Origin of the sequence: Micromonospora tarensis (assembly GCF_016803395.1) — a bacterium.
GTDB classification, from domain to species: Bacteria; Actinomycetota; Actinomycetes; order Mycobacteriales; family Micromonosporaceae; genus Micromonospora; species Micromonospora tarensis.
Genome location: NZ_JAEVHL010000341.1, coordinates 1 through 5,138, shown reverse-complemented (window position 1 = coordinate 5,138; position 5,138 = coordinate 1). Strand labels below are relative to the sequence as shown.

At 75.8% G+C, this 5,138-nt stretch carries 6 protein-coding genes; all 6 read left to right on the top strand.

Annotated elements, in window-relative coordinates; all coding sequences use genetic code 11:
* A partial coding sequence (locus JM949_RS33270) for a hypothetical protein (RefSeq protein WP_203152016.1) occupies positions 1 to 204 on the top strand: 204 nt, incomplete at its 5' end.
* Between the two features lie 70 nt (positions 205 to 274).
* The gene (cobO, locus tag JM949_RS33265; RefSeq protein ID WP_203152015.1) at positions 275 to 886 is read left to right on the top strand and encodes a cob(I)yrinic acid a,c-diamide adenosyltransferase; all 612 of its coding nucleotides are present in this window, start codon (positions 275 to 277) and stop codon (positions 884 to 886) included.
* Positions 880 to 2,235: a cobyrinate a,c-diamide synthase gene (locus tag JM949_RS33260; protein ID WP_203152014.1), complete on the top strand. Its 1,356-nt coding sequence runs from the start codon at positions 880 to 882 to the stop codon at positions 2,233 to 2,235. Before cobO ends, JM949_RS33260 begins: the two co-directional genes overlap by 7 nt.
* A complete protein-coding gene (gene cobI, locus JM949_RS33255; protein WP_203152013.1) occupies positions 2,232 to 3,011 on the top strand; it encodes a precorrin-2 C(20)-methyltransferase in 780 nt (259 codons plus the stop codon). The genes JM949_RS33260 and cobI overlap by 4 nt, the downstream gene beginning before the upstream one ends.
* Positions 3,008 to 3,853 carry a precorrin-4 C(11)-methyltransferase gene (gene cobM / locus JM949_RS33250; protein WP_203152012.1) on the top strand — a complete coding sequence of 282 codons (846 nt, stop codon included), beginning with the start codon at positions 3,008 to 3,010 and terminating at the stop codon, positions 3,851 to 3,853. The genes cobI and cobM overlap by 4 nt, the downstream gene beginning before the upstream one ends.
* Positions 3,850 to 5,001 carry a cobalt-precorrin-5B (C(1))-methyltransferase gene (locus JM949_RS33245; RefSeq protein ID WP_203152011.1) on the top strand — a complete coding sequence of 384 codons (1,152 nt, stop codon included), beginning with the start codon at positions 3,850 to 3,852 and terminating at the stop codon, positions 4,999 to 5,001. The genes cobM and JM949_RS33245 overlap by 4 nt, the downstream gene beginning before the upstream one ends.
* Positions 5,002 to 5,138: the final 137 nt, after the last annotated feature.

Genomic DNA, 5,138 nt, shown 5'->3' with positions numbered 1-5,138 from the left:
ACCCGCCCGCTGGACCGCGCCGGCACCGCCGCGGCGGTCCTGGCGGCCACCGGCGCCGCCTGCGTCGTGGTCGACTGCGAGGCGGGCCCGGTCCGGCTGAACCTGGCCCACCGCCTGGCCGCCCAGCTGAGCGCGCCCCTGCACCCGCTGGCCGCCCTCACCCACCCGACCACCCGCGACAGTGCGTTGCCGGTCCCGGCATGACGGGCGACGTGCACCTGAGAGACCGAAACCGCACGATCGCGGGAGTGCCCGCGGGATGGGGGAGACGCTGATGCCGCAGGGACAGCCCAGCGTGGTGCCGGCGGACGGGTTGACCACCCGGCAACGGCGGCACCGGCCACTGCTGATGGTGCACACCGGACAGATGAAGGGTAAGTCGACGGCGGCCTTCGGGCTGGCGCTGCGGGCCTGGACGGCCGGCCTGCCGGTCGGGGTGTTCCAGTTCGTCAAGAGCGCCAAGTGGCGGGTGGGCGAGGAGAACGCCTTCCGGGCGCTCGGCGAGGTGCACGAGCGCACCGGCCAGGGCGCGCCGGTGGCCTGGCACAAGATGGGCGAGGGCTGGTCCTGGATCCAGCGCGGCGGCGACGCCGACCACGCCGCCGACGCCCTGGAGGGCTGGCGGCAGATCCAGCGGGACCTGGCCGCCGAGCGCTACGGGCTGTACGTGCTGGACGAGTTCACCTACCCGATGAAGTGGGGCTGGGTGGACGTCGACGAGGTGGTCGCCACCCTGGCCGACCGCCCCGGCTTCCAACACGTCGTGATCACCGGTCGGGACGCCGACCCGCGCCTGGTCGCCGCCGCCGACCTGGTCGCCGAGCTGACCAAGGTCAAGCACCCGATGGACGCCGGGCAGAAGGGCCAGAAGGGCATCGAGTGGTGAACGCGCACTGGCCGCTGCCCCGGGTGGTCGTCGCCGCGCCGGCCAGCGGGCACGGCAAGACCACGGTGGCCACCGGGCTGCTCGCCGCGCTGCGTCGCCGGGGACTGACGGTCAGCCCGCACAAGGTCGGCCCCGACTACATCGACCCCGGCTACCACGCCCTGGCCGCCGGGCGGCCCGGGCGCAACCTCGACCCGTTCCTGGTCGGGGCCGACCGGATCGCGCCCCTGCTGCGACACGGCGCGAGCGTGCCCACGCCCGCCGACATCGCCGTGGTGGAGGGCGTGATGGGCCTGCACGACGGCGCGGTGGGCCGCCGCGACTACGCCTCCACCGCGCACGTCGCCCGGCTCATCGAGGCACCCGTGCTGCTGGTGCTGGACACCACAGCGCAGGGCCGCTCGGCCGCCGCGCTCACCCTCGGCATGGCCGCGTTCGATTCGGCGGTCCGGATCGGCGGAGTGATCCTCAACCGGGTCGGCTCGGCCCGGCACGAGACGCTGCTCCGCGACGCCCTCGCCGAGGTGGGCGTACCGGTGCTCGGGGCGGTCACCCGGGCCGCCGAGGTGGCCGCGCCGGCCCGGCACCTCGGCCTGGTGCCGGTCGCCGAGCGGGCACCGGAGTCCGTCGCGATCGTCACCGCGCTCGCCGAGCTGGTGGAGGCCACAGTGGACCTCGACGCCGTGCTCGACCTGGCCCGCAGCGCCCCACCGCTGACCGCCCCGGCGTGGGACCCGGTCGCCGCCGTCGGCGGGCCGGCCGGCGTCGAGCGGCCACGGGTCGCCCTCGCCGGTGGCCCGGCCTTCACCTTCTCGTACGTGGAGAGCGCCGAACTGCTCACCGCTGCCGGCGCGGAGGTCGTCACCGTCGACCCGCTGCGCGACCCGGCGCTGCCCGCCGGCACCCGGGCGGTGGTGATCGGCGGCGGCTTCCCCGAGGCGTACGCCCAGGCGCTCACCGACAACGCCGCGTTGCGCGCCGAGGTGGCCGAGTTCGACGGGCCGATCGTGGCCGAGTGCGCCGGGCTGCTCTACCTCGGCCGGTCCCTGGACGGTGTACCGATGTGCGGCCGGCTGGACTCGACCGCCAGGATGACCGACCGGCTCACCCTCGGCTACCGGGAGGCCCGAGCCGTCACCGACTCGCCGGTGGCCCGCGCCGGCGAGCCGGTACGCGGCCACGAGTTCCACCGCACCAGCACCGACCCCGGGCACGGCGACGCACCGGCGTGGCGCTGGAACGACACCGAGCACGGCTTCGTCACCGGCCGGGTGCACGCCTCCTACCTGCACACCCACTGGGCCGGGCACCCCGATGCGGCCCGCCGACTGGTCGAGGCGTGCCGATGAGCGCCGAGGCGACGCTGACCGGGGTCGGGGTCGGCCCGGGCGACCCGGAACTGCTCACCGTCAAGGCGGTGCGGCTGCTGCGTGAGGCCGACCTGGTCTTCGTACCCGTGATGGCGGACCGGGTCCAACCCACCGCGACCGCCGGCCGGACGCCGCCGGGCGCGGAGGCCGGGCGCGCCGAGGCGACAGTACGGGAGTACGTCGCGCCGGACCGGCTGCGCCGGCTGCCGTTCGCCCTGGACGACCGGGGCGGGGTGACCGCCCGGCGCACGGCGGCCTGGGACGAGGCGGCCCGGGTGGTCGTCGAGGCGGTCGAAGCGGGCGCGCGGTCGCTGGCCTTCGCCACCATCGGCGACCCCAACATCTACTCCACCTTCGGCTACCTGGCGCAGAGCGTCCGGGCGCTGCGGCCGGAGGTGCGGGTGGCGACAGTACCCGGCGTCACCGCCATGCAGGAGCTGGCGGCCCGCAGCGGCACCCCACTCTGCGAGGGGCGCGAGCCGCTCACCCTGCTGCCGGCCACCGCCGGCCTGGCGCTGTTCGCCGACGCCCTCGCCGGGCCGGGCACCGTGACCGTCTACAAGGGCTGGCGGCGGCACCCGGAGCTGCTCGCCGAGCTGCGCCGGCAGGGCCGGCTGCCCGACGCGGTCCTCGGGCGCGCCATGGGGCTGCCCGGTGAACGCATCGGGCCGGTCGACGACACCACGCACGACCTGCCGTACCTGTCGACGCTGCTGGTCCCGGCCCGCCGCGACCACCGAGGAGGAAAACTGTGACCAGCGACGGCAAGGTGTGGTTCGTCGGTGCCGGCCCCGGAGCGGCGGACCTGCTGACCCTACGGGCCGCCCGGGTGATCGCCGACGCGGACATCGTGATCTGGGCGGCCAGCCTGGTGCACGCCGACGTGCTCGCGCACGCCCGCCCCGACGCGGAGATCATCGACTCGTCGCAGCTGCCCATCGAGGGTGTGCTGCCGCTCTATCGGCGGGCCGCCGAGCAGGGGCTGACGGTGGCCCGGATCCACTCCGGCGACCCGGCGCTGTGGGGCGCGGTGCAGGAGCAGCTGGACCTGTGTCGGGCCCTCGACCTGGCCGTCGAGATCGTGCCCGGGGTCTCCTCGTTCACCGCCGTCGCCGCGATCGTCGGGCGGGAGCTGACCGTGCCCGAGGTGGCCCAGTCGGTGATCCTCACCCGCCTCGAAGGCGGTAAGACCCCGATGCCGCCGGGCGAGCGGGTCCGCGACTTCGCCCGGCACGGCACCACCATGGCGCTGTTCCTCTCCGCCGCCCGCTCCGGCCAGGTGCAGGCCGAGTTGCTGGCCGGCGGCTACCCGCCGGATACCCCGGCCGTGGTCGCGTACCAGGCCACCTGGCCGGACGAGCTGGTGGTGCGCTGCACGGTCGGCACCCTGGAGGCCACGGTCAAGCAGCACAAACTGTGGAAGCACACGCTGTTCCTGGTCGGGCCGGCGCTCGCCGCCGAGGGCACCCGCTCGCACCTGTACCACCCCGGGCACTTCCACACCTTCCGCAGAGCCGAGCCGGCCGCCCGCGCCGAGCTGCGCCGCCAGACCGGCGCCCGCACCGGGGGGACCGCCACACCGGGGCACACCCCATGACGTACGCCGAGCCGCCGCTGCGCGAGCCGGACCTGCCGCGCACCGCGAAGGTCCGGCCCACCTCGCTGCGTACCGGCTGGACCACCGGGGCCTGCGCGACGGCGGCGGCCAAGGCCGCGGTCACCGCCCTGGTCACCGGTGCTGCCCCGGCGGAGGTGGAGATCGGCCTGCCGGCCGGGCGGCGGGTGCGCTTCCCGGTGGCCCGCTGCGAGGTGACCGGCACCCCACCGGCCCGGGCCGAGGCGGTGGTGGTCAAGGACGCCGGGGACGACCCGGACGTCACCCACGGCGCCGAGCTGACCGCCACCGTGGACTGGGCCGACGCCCCCGGGCTGCGGCTGGCCGGCGGTGCCGGTGTCGGCACGGTCACCAAACCCGGCCTCGGGCTGGCGGTCGGCGGACCGGCGATCAACGACACCCCCCGCCGGATGATCGGCGAGGCGGTGGCCGAGGTGGTGGACCTCGGCGAGGTCGGCGTCCGCGTCGTGATCAGCGTGCCCCGGGGCGAGATCATGGCCCGCAAGACCACCAACCGTCGGCTCGGCATCCTCGGCGGCATCTCGATCCTCGGCACCACCGGGATCGTCCGCCCCTTCTCCACCGCCTCGTGGCGGGCCAGCGTGGTGCAGGCCGTACACGTGATGGCGGCCCAGGGGGAGCGGACCGTGGTGCTCTGCACCGGCGGGCGTACCGAGCGGGCCGCCCGCGCGCTCCTGCCCGACCTGCCCGAGGTCTGCTTCGTCGAGGTCGGTGACTTCACCGGCGCGGCGGTGACCGCCGCCGTGGGCGACGCGATGACCGGTGTGGTCTTCGTCGGCATGGCCGGCAAGCTGGCCAAACTCGCCGCCGGTGTGCTGATGACCCACTACACCCGCTCCACTGTCGACCTGTCCCTGCTCGGGGCGGTGACCGCCGAGGCCGGTGGCGATCCCTCGCTCGTCGCCGCCGTGACCGAGGCGAACACCGGGCGGCACGCGTACGAGCTGTGGGAGGCCGCCGGGCTGCTCGCCCCGGCCGGCGACCTGCTCTGCCAGCGGGTCCGTCAGGTGCTGCGGCGCTTCGCCGGACCGACGGTCACAGTGGACGTGGCGATGGTCGACTTCGCCGGAGCGCAGGTCGTCGCCTCGTCCGGCCGGTGGCCCCGATGACGCGGATGGCGTCGGTGGCCCCAACGGCCGCCGTGACGGTGGTCGGCCTGGACGCGGCCGGCGCGCCACCGCACCCCGCGCTCGCCCCGTGCTGGCCACCGCCGGGCTGGTGGTGGGGGCGGCCCGGCACCTGGCCG

Coding starts and splice junctions, on each gene's coding strand:
- cobO (WP_203152015.1), top strand. CDS start 275: ATGCCGCAGGGACAGCCCAGCGTGGTGCCGGCGGACGGGTTGACCACC.
- cobI (WP_203152013.1), top strand. CDS start 2,232: ATGAGCGCCGAGGCGACGCTGACCGGGGTCGGGGTCGGCCCGGGCGAC.
- JM949_RS33245 (WP_203152011.1), top strand. CDS start 3,850: ATGACGTACGCCGAGCCGCCGCTGCGCGAGCCGGACCTGCCGCGCACC.